Origin of the sequence: Mycobacterium senriense (assembly GCF_019668465.1) — a bacterium.
Classification (GTDB): Bacteria; Actinomycetota; Actinomycetes; order Mycobacteriales; family Mycobacteriaceae; genus Mycobacterium; species Mycobacterium senriense.
The window spans coordinates 3,069,483-3,085,423 of sequence record NZ_AP024828.1 but is presented as its reverse complement, the minus strand read 5'-3'; the positions used below and the strand labels follow the sequence as shown (position 1 = coordinate 3,085,423).

The window sequence follows — 15,941 nt, the reverse complement described above, 5'->3', positions numbered from 1 at the left end:
TGGGAAGAAGGGGGTACATGTCACCCATTTGAGGCGAGCAATTAACCGGCAGGCCGTAGTCTATTTACAACGCGGCCACCGCTGCATCAATTACAACTGTTAAGACTTCGGCGAACTGAAGCTTCAAGATAGGAGACAGCCGACATGGCAACACGTTTTATGACCGACCCGCACGAGATGCGGGCGATGGCGGGCCGCTTCGAGGTCCACGCCCAGACCGTCGAGGACGAGGCTCGCAAGATGTGGTCGTCGTCGATGAACATCGCCGGCTCGGGCTGGAGCGGTCAGGCCCAGGCCACCTCGTACGACACCATGGGACAGGTCAACCAGGCCTTCCGCAACATCGTCAACATGCTCCACGGGGTGCGTGACGGGCTGATTCGCGACGCGAACAACTACGAGCAGCAAGAGCAGGCCTCGCAGCAGATCCTCGGCAGCTAGCAGTCCAAGCGGCTGTCGCCCAACACTTTTAAGGAGCTAAGCAAATGAGCATCAATTACCAGTTCGGCGATGTAGACGCCCACGGTGCCTTGATCCGCGCCCAGGCCGCGTCCTTGGAGCAGGAGCACCAGGCCATCGTTCGCGATGTGCTTGCTGCCGGCGACTTCTGGGGCGGTTCGGGTTCGGTGGCATGCCAGGAGTTCATCACCCAGTTGGGTCGCAACTTCCAGGTCATCTACGAGCAGGCCAACTCCCACGGACAGAAGGTCCAGTCCGCGGGCAGCAACATGGCCAGCACCGACAGCGCCGTCGGGTCCAGCTGGGCCTGACACCTCATCTCGACACCGGGGCCGCACACCACTTGGTGTGCGGCCCCGGGTTTTCGGTAGACGGACGGGCTTGTGCCGCAACGGCGCAAGCCCGATTTGTGCCGGGCGTGGCTATCCGGCCACCGGCGAACGCGGAAACAGCGACGGGCGCAACCCGATTCGGTGTTCCCCACCGTCGGACTCGCGGCCAACCATCGCGCCCAGCGGCAGCTTGGAGATGCCCGTGCCTGTTGCCGGTGATGACACCGCGCCCACCGCCCCGGGTGCGGCGGCGTCGAAAGCCGGCAGCGGCGCGACGGACGAAACCGTCTCGGCCCACGCCGGCGGCACCGACAGAGTGCCGAGCGACGACGCTTGGCCCACACTCGCCGATGTGGTTGCGCCGAGTCCCCCCACCGGCCCGAGGCTGCCCAGCGCGCCCAGGTCGCCCAGGTTTCCCAAGCCCGGGGCCGCACCCCCTTCGGCGCCGATGATCGAACCCGCGCCCTCCATGTCGAGCCCCAGGCCGTACACGTCCATTGCGACTCCAGCGCCGTCGCCGCCCAACCCGGCACCGTCGGCGCCCAGACCGGCGAAATCGGAACCCAGCCCGATCGCATCCGACGCCAGGCCGGCCGCGTCCCCGGACCCCGCGGCACCGCCGAGCGCGGAGCTGACGCCCTGCACGGCCCCCAGGCCGGTGCTCGCGCCCTTGGTGGCACCTTTACTGGTGCCCGACAAGCTCGATAGCGCGCTGATCGGGGCGGAGGCGCCGGACGACCCCAGCGACGCCCCGGTGCCCATCGCGGCCTGCGACAGCCCCGTGCCCGTTGACGAGCCCGGGGTGGACAAGCTCTGCAGCGCTTGCGGCACCGAGGACATCGCGTGCGCCGAGGCCGCCTGGGCCTGGCCACCGGCCTGGGCCGCGGTCGCGTGAGCGACCGCACCCGCCTGACCGGTCAGGCCGCCGGGATTCGTCGTCTGTGGTGGTGGCGGGAACGCGCTGAATGTTGAAGCGGTTGCCGAACTGGCCGCGTAGCTGTACATCGCGGCGGCGTCCTGCGCCCACATCTCGCCGTATTGCGCCTCGGTGGCCATGATGGCGGGGGTGTTCTGCCCGACGAAGTTCGTCGCAACCAAGGTCATCAGTTGAGCGCGGTTGGCCGCGATGAGCGGCGGTGGCACCGTCATCGCGTAGGCGGTTTCGTACGCGGCCGTGGCGGCCGCGGCCTGCATGCCCGACTGCTCGCACTGCTCGGCGGTTGCCCGCAGCCACAACACGTACGGCGCGACGGCGGCCGCCATCGACATCGACGTCGGGCCCAGCCAATCGTTGGTCAGGGTGGTGATCACCGATTCGTATCCGCCCGCGGCGGCGCTCAGCTCAGCGGCCAGTGCGTCCCATGCCGCCGCGGCGACCAGTAGCGTCCCGGGGCCCGGCCCCAGATACATCCGCCCGGAATTGACTTCCGGGGGCAACGCGCCGAAATCCATTGTCTTCCTTAATCTTAGAAAAGTTTGCTGGGCCGGCCGGACGCGACAAACGGCACCGGCCCGCGGCGACGCAGCCACACGGCGCCCCGGAGCCGGTTCGGTCCCGGGTGGGGCGCGGCCGATTCAGCACCGGCGGGTAAGGCCGTACCTTCGGATCCACCGGTCGACGCCTGTCGGGTGGCCCGGAACGCGATGCCGTCGCGGAAAGGATGCGCCGTGTCTGCGTTGGCCACCGTCGTGCGCGTCGGGGCATCGCCGCCGATCCGGGTCGGCACCGAGCTCAGTGTTTGGGACTTCGCGCAACCGGGTTGCGCCACGAAAGACATATCGATGAACCACTATTCGTAACACGATGTGACTTGAAAGTTATGAAGAATGGGACACCGTCGTCCCCGGACGTCGTCGCGCGTTTTGGGCAGTCAACGACATTGGCTGCAGCGCAGCGGTTGCGCTCTAGATGAAATTGATTCTGGCACCGTTGATTTGGCGAGCGCGACCAGGTACCGGATCACGTCCGTCAAACCAACGACTCTGCATTCCAGTATTTTTCGATCGGCACTTCATCTCAAGGCGACACACGCGGCACATAGAGAACACATATTTGAGCCGGACCGGATGTGACCTGGCGAACAGGCCTACATTTGAGAATTCTATGAACTCCGTGACAGTCCCGTGTGTGGCTTGCCAGAATGTAGGAGCATGACCGTAATGTCGGGATACTCAGGCGCGCAGCGCCCACGCCAAGCCATCCTGGGGCAGCTGCCCAGGATCTACCGGGCCGACGGGTCACCCATCAGGGTTTTGCTGGTCGACGACGAGCCGGCACTGACCAATCTGGTGAAGATGGCGCTGCACTACGAAGGATGGGTCGTTGACATCGCCCACAACGGGCGCGAGGCGATGGCCAAGTTCGATCGGGTCAATCCAGACGTCCTCGTCCTCGACATCATGCTTCCCGACGTGGACGGATTGCGGATCCTGGAGCGCGTCCGCCAATCCGACGCCTACACCCCCACGCTCTTCCTCACCGCGCGCGACTCGGTGATGGACCGCGTCACCGGTTTGACCGCGGGCGCCGACGACTACATGACCAAGCCGTTCAGCCTCGAGGAGCTGGTCGCCCGGCTGCGTGGGTTGCTCCGCCGCTCCGGCCAGCAGCCCACGCCGACGGCCGAAACCCTCAAGGTCGGCGACCTCAGGGTCGACAGCGCGAGCCGGGAAGTCACCCGCGATGGCGACCCGATATCGCTGTCCTCCACCGAATTCGAATTGCTGCGCTTCCTCATGCGCAATCCCCGCCGTGCGCTGAGCCGCACCGAGATCCTGGACCGCGTCTGGAATTACGACTTCGCCGGCCGCACCAGCATCGTGGATCTCTACATCTCCTATCTGAGGAAGAAGATCGACTCGGGGCGCGAACCGATGATTCATACCGTCCGCGGTGTGGGGTACATGCTGCGGCCTGCGGAATGACCCGAGACCCAGACGCCGCATCCGGGGGCTTTCCGCGGTGGTTCCCCCACTCGCTACGCCGTCAACTGCTGTTGGGTGTGCTGGCGGTGGTCAGCGTGGTGCTGGTGACGGTCGGGATCGTCTCGGTGCTGAGCCTGCGCGGCTATGTCAATGCCATGAGCGATGCCGATGTCGCCGAGTCCCTGGACGCGTTGAGCCACCAGTACACCAAATACCGTAACGGCGAACATGTTTCGTCGCATCCCGGTACCCCGCCGATCGACCAGGCGATGCTAGAGTTCACCGGGCAGACGCCGGGAAACCTGATCGCGGTGCTGCACAACGGCACCGTGATCGGATCGGCGGTTTTCTCTGAGGACGAACCCAAGCCCGCACCGGCCGACGTCGTCCGCGACCTGCAGGCGCGGACGTGGGGTGATGGGCCGCCGCGCACCGAGATCCTCGGCAAGCTGGGGCCTTACCGCGTCGACAGCACCGTCGCCGGGTCCGACGTCCTGGTGGTCGGGACGTCGCAGAACCTCGCCGACCGGATCATCGCCCGCAAACAGCTGACCACCATCGTGCTCACCGCGGCGGCGTTGGTGCTCACCGCCGGACTCACCGTGTGGGTGGTCGGTTACACGCTTCGGCCGCTGCGCCGGCTTGCGTCGATCGCGGCCGGCGTCGCCGCCATGCCGCTCACCGACGATGACCACCGGATCAGCGTCCGGGTACCACCGCAAGACACCAACCCGCAAAATGAGGTCGGGATCGTCGGGCACACGCTGAACCGCTTGCTGGACAACGTCGATAGCGCGCTGGCGCATCGGGTCGACTCGGATCTTCGGCAGCGGCAGTTCATCACCGACGCCAGCCACGAGTTGCGCACACCGCTGGCGGCCATTCAGGGCTATGCGGAACTCACCCGCCAGGACAGTTCGGCCCTGCCGCCGACCACCGAATACGCGTTGGCCCGCATCGAGTCCGAGGCCCGCCGGATGGCTTCGCTCGTCGACGAGCTGCTGCTGCTCTCCCGCCTGGGCGAAGGGCAAGACCTGCAGTCCGAGGACGTCGATCTGGCCGAGGTGGTCAGCAATGCGGTGAACGATGCGACCGTGGCAGCGTCGACGCATCACTGGCTCAAAGACCTGCCCGACGAGCCGGTTTGGGTGCGCGGCGATCACGCCCGGTTACATCAACTGGTCAGCAATCTGCTCAGCAACGCCCGCGTGCACACCCCGCCGGGGGTCACGGTGACCACCGGAATCACCTGCCGCCGTGGCGGTCCCGGGGCGCCCTACGCGGAGCTGACCGTCACCGACGACGGTCCGGGCATCGACGCGGAGCTACTGCCCAAGTTGTTCGAACGGTTCGTTCGGGCCGACAAGTCGAGATCCAACGGCTCGGGCAACGGGCTGGGTCTGGCCATCGTCAGCTCGATCGTCAAGGCCCATCATGGTTCGGTCACCGCCGAATCCAACGAGGGCGGCACGGTGTTCCGGGTGCGGCTCCCGTTGATGTCGAGCGCCGACAAATCATCACCTTAACTCGCCGACGGCGATGACGCCCGGCATGGAAGTTTTTGTCACAGAGGATGATTGGCGACCTCGGTCGGTCCCCCGGCCGGACCGGCACCGTCGGCGGGGCGGCGCCGGCCAATGCGGCCGCCCGGGGGCGTTAAGAAACCGTAAATGTGCAGTGTGCGTCCGTTAGGAAACCGTCAATCGAGCGCCCCGGCGGATGACGTCCCGATAATTTCGAGCTGATCTTGCCTGGCGAGACTGCACTGTGGCTGGCTCACCGAGGTCGCTTTCGTATGCATTGTGATTGGCGCGCGGGACGGAGAAATGATGGGCGTGGTGGTGTACCTCGTGCTGACCGTGGCGGTGTTCGCCGCACTCGGCCTGGCCCAGAAGTTGGTCGAGCGGCTGTGAACTACCAGAATGCGATCGGCTTGGTGCTTTCCATCGTCATCGCGCTCTATATCGGTGGCGCCCTGCTGTTCCCGGAGAGGTTCTAAGTGAACACGACAACGGCCGGGATCGGATTCTTTCTCGTTCTTGTCGCGGCCGTGGCGGTGGTGCATGTGCCCTTCGGGGACTACATGTTTCGGGTATACACCTCGGAGAAGGACCTGTATGCCGAGCGGGCGGTCTACCGACTGATCGGGGTCGACGCCCGCAAGGAGCAGACGTGGGGCGCCTACGCACGAAGCGTGTTGGCGTTCTCGTCGGTCAGCATCCTGTTCCTGTTCGTGCTCCAACTCGTGCAGGACAAATTGCCCCTGCATCTGCACGATCCGGCCACCAGGATGACGCCCTCGCTGGCGTGGAACACCGCGGTCAGCTTCGTCAGCAACACCAACTGGCAGGCCTACTCCGGTGAGTCCACGCAGGGCCATCTGGTGCAGATGGCCGGCCTGGCGGTGCAGAACTTCGTGTCGGCCGCCGTCGGGATGGCGGTGGCCGTCGCGCTGGTGCGCGGGTTTGCCCGCCGACGCACCGGCGAGCTGGGCAACTTCTGGGTCGATCTGGTCCGCGGAACGCTGCGGATCCTGCTGCCCATCGCCGTCCTCAGCGCGATCCTGCTGGTGGCCGGCGGGGCGATCCAGAACTTCCACCTGCACGACCAGATGGTGACCACCGTCAACGGGACCCAGCAGACCATCACCGGCGGCCCGGTGGCCAGCCAGGAGGTCATCAAGGAGCTCGGCACCAACGGCGGCGGGTTCTACAACGCGAACTCCGCGCACCCGTTCGAGAACCCGACCGTGTGGACCAACTGGCTGGAGATCTTCCTGATCCTGGTGATCGGCTTCTCGCTACCGCGCACCTTCGGGCGCATGGTGGGTAACACCAAGCAGGGCTTCGCGATCGTGGCCGTGATGGCGACGCTCTACACGGCCAGCACGACGTTCATGCTGTGGTTCCAGGCGCAGCACCACGGCACGGTGCCGACCGCGATCGGCTCGGCGATGGAGGGAGTCGAGCAGCGCTTCGGCGTCACCGACTCGGGGGTGTTCGCCGCGGCGACGACACTCACCTCCACCGGCGCCGTCGATTCCACCCACGACTCGCTGACCAGCCTGGGCGGCATGATCGCGATGTTCAACATGCAGCTGGGCGAGGTCGCCCCGGGCGGCACCGGCTCAGGCCTGTACGGCATCCTCATGCTGGCGGTGATCACCGTCTTCGTCGCCGGGTTGATGGTCGGGCGTACCCCCGAATATCTCGGCAAGAAGATCACCCCCCGCGAAATCAAGCTTGCCGCAAGCTATTTCCTGGTCACACCGCTGATCGTGCTGACCGGCACCGCGATCGCGATGGCGCTGCCCGGCGAGCGGGCCGGCATGCTCAACGGCGGACCGCACGGGCTCTCCGAGGTGCTCTACGCGTTCACCTCGGCGGGCAACAACAACGGGTCGGCCTTCGCCGGGCTGAGCGTCAACACCGACTGGTACAACACGGCCCTTGGCCTGGCCATGGTAATCGGCCGGTTTCTGCCCATCGTGCTGGTGCTGGCCCTGGCCGGGTCACTGGCGAGGCAGGGCAGCACACCGGATTCGGCAGGCACCTTGCCCACCCACCGGCCGCAGTTCGTGGGCATGGTCGCCGGCGTCACATTGATCGTCGTTGCCCTCACGTTCTTGCCCATGCTCGCGCTCGGGCCTCTCGCTGAAGGGATCCACTGATGACCGCGACCGCGATCCACCCCACCGAGCGGACCCAGCCGGCGGTGTCCACCGGCAGAAAACGGGTGCAGGGCGGACTGCTCGACCCGAAGATGCTGTGGAAGGCCACACCGGACGCGCTGCGCAAACTCAACCCACGCACCCTGTGGCGCAACCCGGTGATGTTCATCGTGGAGGTCGGCGCCGCATGGAGCACCGCGTTGGCCGTCATCGACCCGACGTGGTTCGCCTGGCTGACCGTGATCTGGTTGTGGCTCACGGTGTTGTTCGCCAATCTGGCCGAGGCGGTGGCCGAAGGCCGGGGCAAGGCGCAGGCCGAAACGTTGCGGCGCGCCAAGACCCAGACCATGGCCCGGCGCCTGCGGGACTGGGTACCCGGCGCGACCGCCGTCGAGGAAGCGGTCGCCGCGCCTCAGCTGCAGCGGGGCGACATCGTCGTGGTCGAGGCCGGGCAGGTGATCCCGGGCGACGGTGACGTCGTGGAAGGCATTGCCTCGGTGGATGAATCGGCCATCACGGGCGAGTCGGCGCCGGTTATCCGCGAGTCCGGCGGCGACCGTTCCGCGGTCACCGGCGGCACCACCGTGCTCAGCGACCGCATCGTCGTGAAGGTCACCCAGAAGCCCGGGGAGAGCTTCATCGACCGGATGATCGCGCTCGTCGAGGGCGCCAACCGGCAGAAGACCCCGAACGAGATCGCGCTGAATATCCTGTTGGCCGCGTTGACGATCATCTTCGTCTTCGCCGTGGCGACCTTGCAGCCGTTGGCGATCTACTCGAAGGCGAACAACCCCGGCGTCCCGGATGGCCAGGCGCTCAACGCAAGCGGCGTCACCGGCATCGTGATGGTGTCGCTGCTGGTGTGCCTGATCCCGACGACGATCGGTGCGCTACTGTCGGCCATCGGCATCGCCGGCATGGACCGTCTGGTACAGCGCAACGTCCTCGCCATGTCCGGGCGGGCGGTGGAAGCCGCCGGCGACGTCAATACCCTGCTGCTGGACAAGACCGGCACCATCACGCTGGGCAACCGGCAGGCCGCGGCGTTCATCCCACTCGACGGGATCTCCGAAGAACAACTGGCCGACGCCGCACAGTTGTCCAGCCTCGCCGACGAAACACCCGAGGGCCGTTCGGTTGTCGTGTTCGCCAAGCAGCACTTCGGGCTGCGTGCGCGCACACCGGGCGAGCTGTCCCAGGCCCAATGGGTGACGTTCTCGGCCACCACCCGGATGTCGGGTGTCGACCTCGACGGTCACCTGCTGCGCAAGGGTGCGGCGAGCTCGGTCGCGGAATGGGTACGCGCCCAAGGGGGTAATGTCCCCCAGCAGCTCGGCGACGTCGTCGACGGCATCTCGGCCGGCGGCGGCACCCCGCTGGTGGTCGGGGAAAGCCGCGACGGCGAAGCGGCGGTGCTCGGTGTCATCCATCTCAAGGACGTCGTCAAGCAGGGCATGCGCGAGCGGTTCGACGAGATGCGGCGGATGGGCATCCGGACGGTGATGATCACCGGCGATAACCCGTTGACCGCCAAAGCGATTGCGGACGAGGCCGGAGTCGACGACTTCCTGGCCGAGGCCACGCCTGAGGACAAGCTCGGCTTGATCAAGCGCGAGCAGGCGGGCGGCAAGCTGGTCGCGATGACGGGCGACGGCACCAACGACGCGCCCGCCCTGGCACAAGCCGACGTGGGTGTGGCGATGAACACCGGCACGTCGGCCGCTAAAGAGGCCGGCAACATGGTCGACCTGGATTCCGATCCCACCAAACTCATCGAGATCGTGGAAATCGGCAAGCAGCTGCTGATCACCCGGGGTGCGCTTACCACCTTCTCGATCGCCAATGACATCGCGAAGTACTTCGCGATCATCCCGGCGATGTTCGTCGCACTGTTCCCCGGCCTGGATCTGATCAACGTGATGCGGCTGCACAGCCCGCAATCGGCGATCCTGTCCGCGGTCATCTTCAACGCGATCATCATCGTCATGCTGATACCGCTGTCGCTGCGCGGCGTGCGGTACACGCCGAGCAGCGCGTCAAAGCTGTTGAGCCGCAACCTCTATGTCTATGGCCTCGGCGGCATCGTCGCCCCGTTCATCGGAATCAAGTTGATCGACCTGATCGTCCAATTCATCCCAGGGATGTCCTGACATGACGTTGTCGAATTTCGTCCGCCTGCATTGGGCGGCATTGCGCGCGCTGCTGGTGCTGACCGTGATCACCGGCCTGGCCTATCCGCTGTTCATCTGGGTGGTCGCACAGTTTCCCGGACTACGTGACCAGGCCGAAGGGTCGATTCTGTCCGCCAGCGGAAAGCCGTTGGGCAGCGGGCTGATCGGCCAGTCGTTCACCGATAAGGACGGCAATGCGCTGCCGCAGTACTTCCAGAGTCGCCCCTCGGCGGCCGGTACCGGGTATGACCCGATGTCGTCCGGCGGCAGCAATCTGGGCCCGGAAAGCATCGTCGACACGCCCGCCGACCCGTCGCAACTGGCGGCCGGCAAGTCCGCGTCGGATGCGGGTTTCAAACCGAGCCTGTTGACGACGGTGTGCGCACGCAGCGCCGCGGTGGGCAAGCTCGAGGGAGTCGATGGGTCGCGGCCGTTCTGCACGGGCGGCGGCGTGGGAGCGGTGCTGTCGGTGATCGGCCCGCGCGACGCACGCGGCAACGTCATCCACCCGACCCGGGTGGTCAGCGTCAACGAGCCGTGCGGATCGACGACCACGCCGTTCCTCACGCTCTACGAGGGCGTACGGGTCGAATGTGCCAAGTACGGCGACGACTACACGATCGGGCAGATGGTGCCGATCCGCGGCGCCGCACCGGCCGATCCTGCGGTGCCCGCCGACGCCGTGACCGCCGGCGGCAGCGGCCTGGACCCGAACATTTCGCCCGCGTATGCCGATATCCAGGTGGCGCGGGTGGCCAAAGTGCGTCACGTCAGCGCAGATCAGATACGTGAAGTGGTCGCGCAGAACAGCACCGGCCGGGGCCTCGGGTTTTTCGGTGAACCGCGCGTCAATGTGCTGCAACTAAATCTGCAACTCGACCACCGGTATCCGGTCACGAGCTAGCGGCGAGGGGGGATGATGGTTGACGTGAGTGACGTCAACCTCCGCGACCACCATCCCAAGCGCGGGGAGTTACGCATCTACCTGGGTGCGGCTCCGGGCGTGGGCAAGACGTACTCGATGCTGGGCGAAGCACATCGGCGGCTGGAACGCGGCACCGATCTGGTCGCGGGCGTGGTGGAAACCCACGGGCGGTCGAAAACCGCTGAGCTGCTTGAGGGCATCGAGGTGATTCCGCCGCGCTATGTCGACTACCGCGGCGGCAGCTTCCCGGAACTCGACGTGCCGGCGGTTTTGGCGCGCCGCCCCCAGGTCGTCCTGGTCGACGAACTCGCGCATACCAATACGCCGGGCAGCAAAAACCCCAAGCGGTGGCAGGACGTCGAGGAACTGCTCGACGCCGGGATCACCGTGATCTCCACGGTCAACGTGCAGCACCTGGAAAGCCTGAACGACGTCGTCGCACAGATCACCGGGATCGAGCAGAAGGAGACCATACCGGACTCGATCGTGCGCCAGGCGTCGCAGGTCGAGCTGATCGACATCACACCAGAGGCGTTGCGCCGCAGGTTGTCTCATGGCAATGTCTACGCCCCGGATCGCATCGATGCGGCGCTGTCCAACTACTTCCGACGTGGAAACCTCACCGCCTTAAGGGAATTGGCGTTGCTGTGGCTTGCCGACCAGGTCGACACCGCGCTGGCCAACTACCGGGCCGAGAACAAGATTACCGACATGTGGGAGGCCCGCGAGCGGGTCGTGGTGGCGGTCACCGGTGGTCCCGAGTCCGAGACCCTGGTACGACGGGCATCCCGGATCGCCTCGAAGTCGACCGCCGAACTGATGGTGGTGCACGTCATCCACGGTGACGGGCTGGCCGGGCTGTCGGAGGCACGGATGGCCAAGATCCGGGAGCTGGCGAACAGCCTGGATGCGTCGATGCACACCGTGGTCGGCGACGAGGTGCCCACGGCCCTGCTCGAGTTCGCCCGCGAGATGAACGCGACGCAGCTGGTGGTCGGCACCTCCCGCCGGTCGCGCTGGGCGCGGCTGTTCGAGGAGGGAATCGGCCCGCGGATCGTCGAGCTGTCCGGGAAGATCGACGTGCACCTGGTCACCCACGAGGAATCCAAACGCGGCTTCCGCGCGTCCTCGCTGGCGCCCCGCGAGCGGCGGGTGGCGTCGTGGCTGGCGGCCTTCATCGTGCCGTCGGTTATCTGCGCGATCACCGTGACGACGCTGGACCCGTATCTGGATACCGGCGGCGAGAGCGCCCTGTTCTTTGTCGGCGTACTGTCGGTCGGGCTGTTGGGAGGCATTGCCCCCGCGGCACTTTCGGCGGTGCTGTCCGGGTTGTTGCTGAACTACTTCCTGATCGCTCCGCGGCACAGTTTCACCATCGCCGAACCCAACAGCGCCATCACCGAATTGGTGCTGCTGCTCATCGCGGTCGCCGTCGCGGTGCTGGTCGACTTCGCGGCCAAACGCACCCGGGAGGCCCGTCGCGCCTCGCAGGAGGCGGAGCTGCTGACCCTGTTCGCGGGTTCAGTACTGCGGGGTGCCGATCTCGAGACGCTGCTCGAACGGGTGCGTGAGACTTATGCGCAGCGGGCGGTCAGCATGCTGCGCGAGCCGGGCGAGGAAGCGCGTGCCGGCGGCGGGAGGAACGAGGTCGTCGCCTGCGTGGGCCGCGATCCCTGTGTCACCGTCGATTCCGCCGACACCGCGATCGAGGTCGGCGACGACGAGTTCTGGATGCTGTTGGCGGGCAGAAAGCTCTCCGCGCGCGACCGGCGGGTGCTCGGCGCGGTCGCCAGGCAGGCCGCGGGGTTGATCAGGCAGCGTGAGCTCGCGGACGAGGCCAGCCGGACCGAGGCGATCGTCCGGGCCGACGAATTGCGGCGCTCCCTGTTGTCGGCGGTCAGCCACGACCTGCGCACGCCGCTGGCGGCGGCCAAGGTCGCCGTCTCCAGCCTGCGCGCCGAGGACGTCGCCTTCTCCCCCGCCGACACCGCCGAATTGCTGGCCACCATCGAGGAGTCGATCGATCAGCTGACCGCGCTGGTCGGAAACCTGCTCGATTCATCGCGTTTGGCCGCCGGGGTGATCCACCCGGATCTGCGTCGGGTGTATCTGGAGGAGACCGTGCAGCGGGCCCTGGTCAGCATCGGGAAGGGCGCCACCGGATTCTTCCGGTCTGCCATCGACCGGGTCAAGGTCGACGTGGCCGATGCGATGGTGATGGCCGATCCCGGGCTACTGGAACGCGTCCTGGCCAACCTGATCGACAACGCGCTGCGTTACGCGCCCAACTGTGTGGTGCGGGTCAACGCCGGACGGGTGGGCGATCGCGTGCTGATCAACGTCATCGACGAAGGCCCCGGGATTCCGGATGGGGCCGAGCACCAGATCTTCGAGGCGTTTCAGCGACTCGGCGATCACGACAACACCACCGGCGTCGGCCTGGGGATGTCCGTGGCGCGGGGCTTCGTCGAGGCGATGGGTGGGACAATTACGGCCACCGACACGCCGGGAGGCGGACTGACCGTGATCGTGGATATGGCCGTGCCGCAAGCGGTGGACGCGGTATGACGCGCGTACTCGTGATCGACGACGAACCGCAGATCCTGCGTGCGCTGCGGATCAACCTGACCGTGCGGGGCTACGAGGTGATCACCGCGTCAAGCGGGGCCGGCGCGTTGCGCGCGGCCGCCGAGCACAAACCCGACGTGGTGATCCTCGACCTCGGCCTGCCCGACATCTCCGGCATCGATGTGCTGGACGGCCTGCGCGGCTGGCTCACCGCGCCGGTGATCGTGTTGTCGGCGCGCACCGACTCGTCGGACAAGGTCGAGGCGCTGGACGCCGGCGCCGACGACTATGTGACCAAACCCTTTGGGATGGACGAGTTCTTGGCCCGGCTGCGCGCGGCGGTGCGCCGCAACACCGCCGCCTCCGAACTGGAGCAACCGGTCATCGAGACCGAATCGTTCACCGTCGATCTGGCTGCCAAGAAGGTCACCAAGAACGGCAGCGAAGTCCACCTCACCCCGACCGAGTGGGGGATGCTCGAGGTCCTGGTCCGCAACCGCGGCAAGCTGGTCGGCCGCGAGGAACTCCTCAAAGAGGTGTGGGGCCCGGCGTACGCCACCGAAACGCATTATCTGCGCGTGTATCTCGCGCAACTACGCCGCAAACTCGAGAACGACCCGTCGCACCCCAAACACCTGCTGACCGAGTCGGGCATGGGGTATCGCTTCGAGGCTTGAGCCCGCGAGGGCCGAAACCGCGCGCCGTTTTCATCCCGCCCGCCACTTTGGCTTCCGCGCGGGGCGGCGTTTGTGACCTACTCGGCGATCGACAACACGATACCGTCCAGGATGTCGTGCTCGCTGACCGTCAGCTCGTCGATCCCCGCGCGGGCGCGCAGTTCGCGCGCCAGCTCCTCGACAACGATCGCGCCCCCGCCGATCACGTCGGCGCGGCCCTCGTGCATCGGCGGCAGCGCCGCGCGCTCGGCCCGTGTCATGCCGATCAGCCGCTCGCACACCGACAACAGGTCATCACCCGAAACACGCGAAAGATGAATGGCCGCAGAGTCATACGTCGTCATGTTGTGGGCCAGCGCGGACAGCGTCGTCATCGTCCCGGCCAGCCCGACCCAGGTCTTCGCCCCCTGCACGGGCACCACACCCAGCGCGACCTCGAGTCGTTCGCGCACCACCTGCCGGGCCGCCGCCACCTCCTCGGGCGTCGGCGGGTCCGAATGCAGGCAGCGTTCGGTCAGCCGCACGCAGCCGATGTCCGCCGAGTAGCTCGCCGTTACCGCGTCGCGGCCGATCACGATCTCGGTGGAGCCGCCACCCAGGTCGACGACGACGAAAGGGCCTGTCGCAGTGTCCAGCTCGCCGACAGCTCCGCGGAACGAAAGCTCGGCTTCCTCGGCGCCGGTGATCACCTCGGCAACCGCCCCGGGCAGCACCGCGCCCAACACCTCGGCCGTCATCGCGAAGAAGGCGTCGCGGTTGGCGACGTCGCGGGCGGCCGACGTGGCCACCATCCGCACCCGCTGCGCGCCATGCGCTTTGATCAAGGCCGCGTAATCGGCGAGCGCCGCGCGGGTGCGGGCGATCGCGTCCGCCGCGAACTCACCGGTCGCATCGACGCCCTGACCCAGCCGCACAATCCGGGTCTCGCGGTGCACGTCGCGCAGCCGGCCGCCGTCGAAGTCGGCGATCAGCAACCGGATTGAGTTGGTACCGCAGTCGATTCCCGCGAGCCTGCCGTTCACCATTGGCCGGCCACCAAGATGCCGGCCATCGCGGGCTCGTCGGCCAGGATCGCCAGCGCCTCGTCGCCGAACGGATTCACACCGGGGCCCTTGGCCAGTGAATGGGCGATCAGCACGTGCAGACACTTGACCCGATCGGGCATCCCGCCGCCGGAGAAGGTGGTGCCCAGTGGTTCGATCGCGTCCCGTTCGGCCAGATACGACTCGTGGGCGCCCCGGTAGGCGGCCGCCAATTCCGGGTCGTGGCGCAGCCTTTCGGTCATCTCACGCATCAACCCGGTGGTCTCCAATCTGCTGGCGGCGGCCGTCAAGGCCGGATGGGTCAGGTAGTAAAGCGTCGGAAACGGAGTGCCGTCAGGCAGTTTTGGCGCTGTCTTGACCACACCCGGTTCACCATTGGGACACCGGTAAGCGATTTCGAGTACCCCGCGCGGCTCACGCCCCAGCTGGCGCGCCACCGCTTCCAGGTCGGCATGGTCAGCCACCGGGACCCGTGGGATTCGGTGCGGGCACCGGGCCCGGGGATCCCGGTTCGGGCGGCGGGGCTTCGGGCGCAGGCGCTTTGGTCGGCGGCAGGTGCGGGGTGTCGGCGATGGTGTGCCACAGCGACGTGTACCAGGGGTCACCGTTGGCCGGTTTCGCCGACGGCGATCCCGGCTGCACGGGCTCGGCCGCCGACGGCGGAAGCTGAACCTGGAACGGGATGTCCCCGGGTTTGACGAAGCCGAGCCGCTCGCGTGCCTGCGCCGCAATGTAGGCCGGGTCACCGAGTTTGGCCTTGCGCTGCTCCAGGTCCGCGACCTGACGGCGCAGCGCCGCCTCGCTGGCGGCCAGCTGATTCATCTCGGTGCGCTGCGCGAAGTAGGTGCGCACCGGTCCGGCGATGGTCAACGTCAGCACACAGATGACCGCGGCCAGCACCGCCGCCCGGCGCGCGGTGAAACCCAGCCGTTGCTCGGAGCGCTGCTCCACCGATTCGGCGGCCTGGCGCGTGATGGGCTCGACGACATGCTCTTGCTGCGTTCGCGTGGCGGTCCGACCGGTCTGGTTCGCCGTGGGCGACGTCCGCGAAGACGGCTTGGAGGACGGCTTGGCCGTGCGGCGGCCCCGCCCCGAATCGCCGGCCTTCCCCGGGCGTGCAGCCGGGGAGCGCCGTTTCGAGTCGGGCCGTTTCGCGTCAGCCATGTCAGCC

Annotated in this window: 16 protein-coding genes; 12 read left to right on the top strand and 4 right to left on the bottom strand. The window is 67.0% G+C overall.

Features of this window, described 5'->3' with window-relative positions; all coding sequences use genetic code 11:
- Nucleotides 1-144 precede the first annotated feature (144 nt).
- Together MTY59_RS14900 and MTY59_RS14895 are read left to right on the top strand one after the other, a co-directional pair.
- Nucleotides 145-441: a WXG100 family type VII secretion target gene (locus tag MTY59_RS14900; protein WP_064881136.1), complete on the top strand. Its 297-nt coding sequence runs from the start codon at nt 145-147 to the stop codon at nt 439-441.
- A gap of 44 nt (nt 442-485) precedes the next feature.
- Nucleotides 486-770, top strand: a complete 285-nt coding sequence (locus MTY59_RS14895; RefSeq protein ID WP_221041830.1) for a WXG100 family type VII secretion target — start codon at nt 486-488, stop codon at nt 768-770.
- A gap of 111 nt (nt 771-881) precedes the next feature.
- Here the strand turns inward: MTY59_RS14895 and MTY59_RS14890 are convergent, their stop codons facing one another.
- Nucleotides 882-2,243: a PPE family protein gene (locus MTY59_RS14890; protein WP_221041829.1), complete on the bottom strand. Its 1,362-nt coding sequence runs from the start codon at nt 2,241-2,243 to the stop codon at nt 882-884.
- Between the two features lie 216 nt (nt 2,244-2,459).
- Between MTY59_RS14890 and MTY59_RS27695 the strand changes: the two genes are divergently transcribed.
- The 10 genes from MTY59_RS27695 (at nt 2,460) to MTY59_RS14845 (ending at nt 13,727) form a co-directional block, all read left to right on the top strand.
- The gene (locus tag MTY59_RS27695; RefSeq protein ID WP_284145215.1) at nt 2,460-2,591 is read left to right on the top strand and encodes a hypothetical protein; all 132 of its coding nucleotides are present in this window, start codon (nt 2,460-2,462) and stop codon (nt 2,589-2,591) included.
- A 351-nt stretch (nt 2,592-2,942) separates the two neighbouring features.
- Nucleotides 2,943-3,716, top strand: a complete 774-nt coding sequence (locus tag MTY59_RS14885; protein WP_221041828.1) for a response regulator transcription factor — start codon at nt 2,943-2,945, stop codon at nt 3,714-3,716.
- A complete protein-coding gene (locus tag MTY59_RS14880) occupies nt 3,713-5,242 on the top strand; it encodes a sensor histidine kinase (protein ID WP_221041827.1) in 1,530 nt (509 codons plus the stop codon). Before MTY59_RS14885 ends, MTY59_RS14880 begins: the two co-directional genes overlap by 4 nt.
- Before the next feature lie 303 nt (nt 5,243-5,545).
- Nucleotides 5,546-5,629 (top strand): potassium ABC transporter ATPase, encoded by an 84-nt coding sequence (locus MTY59_RS14875; RefSeq protein ID WP_067128756.1) that lies wholly within the window; start codon nt 5,546-5,548, stop codon nt 5,627-5,629.
- Nucleotides 5,626-5,715 (top strand): potassium-transporting ATPase subunit F, encoded by a 90-nt coding sequence (locus MTY59_RS14870; RefSeq protein WP_221041826.1) that lies wholly within the window; start codon nt 5,626-5,628, stop codon nt 5,713-5,715. The genes MTY59_RS14875 and MTY59_RS14870 overlap by 4 nt, the downstream gene beginning before the upstream one ends.
- Nucleotides 5,716-7,386, top strand: coding sequence for a potassium-transporting ATPase subunit KdpA (gene kdpA / locus MTY59_RS14865; RefSeq protein WP_221041825.1), 1,671 nt, complete (start codon nt 5,716-5,718; stop codon nt 7,384-7,386).
- Nucleotides 7,386-9,536 (top strand): potassium-transporting ATPase subunit KdpB, encoded by a 2,151-nt coding sequence (gene kdpB, locus MTY59_RS14860; protein WP_221041824.1) that lies wholly within the window; start codon nt 7,386-7,388, stop codon nt 9,534-9,536. The genes kdpA and kdpB overlap by 1 nt, the downstream gene beginning before the upstream one ends.
- A 1-nt stretch (nt 9,537) precedes the next feature.
- Nucleotides 9,538-10,461 (top strand): potassium-transporting ATPase subunit C, encoded by a 924-nt coding sequence (locus MTY59_RS14855; RefSeq protein WP_221041823.1) that lies wholly within the window; start codon nt 9,538-9,540, stop codon nt 10,459-10,461.
- Between the two features lie 12 nt (nt 10,462-10,473).
- Nucleotides 10,474-13,050 carry a sensor histidine kinase gene (locus MTY59_RS14850; protein ID WP_221041822.1) on the top strand — a complete coding sequence of 859 codons (2,577 nt, stop codon included), beginning with the start codon at nt 10,474-10,476 and terminating at the stop codon, nt 13,048-13,050.
- Entirely contained in the window at nt 13,047-13,727 is a 681-nt protein-coding gene (locus MTY59_RS14845) for a response regulator (RefSeq protein ID WP_221041821.1), read from the top strand. Before MTY59_RS14850 ends, MTY59_RS14845 begins: the two co-directional genes overlap by 4 nt.
- A gap of 77 nt (nt 13,728-13,804) precedes the next feature.
- On the opposite strand, the gene MTY59_RS14840 is transcribed toward MTY59_RS14845, so the two are convergent.
- The 3 genes from MTY59_RS14840 to MTY59_RS14830 are packed head-to-tail and all read right to left on the bottom strand — an operon-like array spanning nt 13,805 to nt 15,934.
- Entirely contained in the window at nt 13,805-14,752 is a 948-nt protein-coding gene (locus tag MTY59_RS14840) for a Ppx/GppA phosphatase family protein (protein ID WP_221041820.1), read from the bottom strand.
- Nucleotides 14,746-15,234: a DUF501 domain-containing protein gene (locus MTY59_RS14835; protein WP_221041819.1), complete on the bottom strand. Its 489-nt coding sequence runs from the start codon at nt 15,232-15,234 to the stop codon at nt 14,746-14,748. Before MTY59_RS14835 ends, MTY59_RS14840 begins: the two co-directional genes overlap by 7 nt.
- Nucleotides 15,227-15,934 carry an FtsB family cell division protein gene (locus tag MTY59_RS14830; RefSeq protein WP_221041818.1) on the bottom strand — a complete coding sequence of 236 codons (708 nt, stop codon included), beginning with the start codon at nt 15,932-15,934 and terminating at the stop codon, nt 15,227-15,229. Before MTY59_RS14830 ends, MTY59_RS14835 begins: the two co-directional genes overlap by 8 nt.
- Between the last annotated feature and the right edge of the window lie 7 nt (nt 15,935-15,941).

Coding starts and splice junctions, on each gene's coding strand:
- MTY59_RS14900 (WP_064881136.1), top strand. CDS start 145: ATGGCAACACGTTTTATGACCGACCCGCACGAGATGCGGGCGATGGCG.
- MTY59_RS14895 (WP_221041830.1), top strand. CDS start 486: ATGAGCATCAATTACCAGTTCGGCGATGTAGACGCCCACGGTGCCTTG.
- MTY59_RS14890 (WP_221041829.1), bottom strand. CDS start 2,243: ATGGATTTCGGCGCGTTGCCCCCGGAAGTCAATTCCGGGCGGATGTAT.
- MTY59_RS14885 (WP_221041828.1), top strand. CDS start 2,943: ATGACCGTAATGTCGGGATACTCAGGCGCGCAGCGCCCACGCCAAGCC.
- MTY59_RS14880 (WP_221041827.1), top strand. CDS start 3,713: ATGACCCGAGACCCAGACGCCGCATCCGGGGGCTTTCCGCGGTGGTTC.
- MTY59_RS14875 (WP_067128756.1), top strand. CDS start 5,546: ATGGGCGTGGTGGTGTACCTCGTGCTGACCGTGGCGGTGTTCGCCGCA.
- kdpB (WP_221041824.1), top strand. CDS start 7,386: ATGACCGCGACCGCGATCCACCCCACCGAGCGGACCCAGCCGGCGGTG.
- MTY59_RS14855 (WP_221041823.1), top strand. CDS start 9,538: ATGACGTTGTCGAATTTCGTCCGCCTGCATTGGGCGGCATTGCGCGCG.
- MTY59_RS14850 (WP_221041822.1), top strand. CDS start 10,474: ATGATGGTTGACGTGAGTGACGTCAACCTCCGCGACCACCATCCCAAG.
- MTY59_RS14845 (WP_221041821.1), top strand. CDS start 13,047: ATGACGCGCGTACTCGTGATCGACGACGAACCGCAGATCCTGCGTGCG.
- MTY59_RS14840 (WP_221041820.1), bottom strand. CDS start 14,752: ATGGTGAACGGCAGGCTCGCGGGAATCGACTGCGGTACCAACTCAATC.
- MTY59_RS14830 (WP_221041818.1), bottom strand. CDS start 15,934: ATGGCTGACGCGAAACGGCCCGACTCGAAACGGCGCTCCCCGGCTGCA.